At 74.9% G+C, this 235-nt stretch carries 1 protein-coding gene; it reads left to right on the forward strand.

The window, feature by feature from the left end; translation table 11 throughout:
• Window positions 1-49: 49 nt before the first annotated feature.
• On the forward strand, window positions 50-235 hold a 186-nt coding region (locus KVT14_RS21455), incomplete at its 3' end, for a hypothetical protein (RefSeq protein WP_217617393.1).

A 235-nucleotide genomic window follows, 5' to 3' on the forward strand; every position in this document is an offset into this window, starting at 1 on the left:
GGCCCGGTGCACCCGGAAGGTCTCCCACCCCTGCCCTCAGGCGGACGGCATGGCCTCGATGTGGCTGGTGCTGTACGCCGCCGACGCGCTCCGGGTCGACGGGGTCCTCACGCACGCCGCCAAGACCGCCAAGGCCCTCGGCGACGCCCGCACGTTGGATCAGCTGCGCGCCCACGGCCTGCGCGACCTGGTGGTGGGCGGCGTCCCCGTGTCGGATGGACCGCCGTTCGGGGTC

Origin of the sequence: Cellulomonas sp. GbtcB1, assembly GCF_019091725.1 — a bacterium.
In the GTDB taxonomy this organism is placed as follows: Bacteria; Actinomycetota; Actinomycetes; order Actinomycetales; family Cellulomonadaceae; genus Cellulomonas.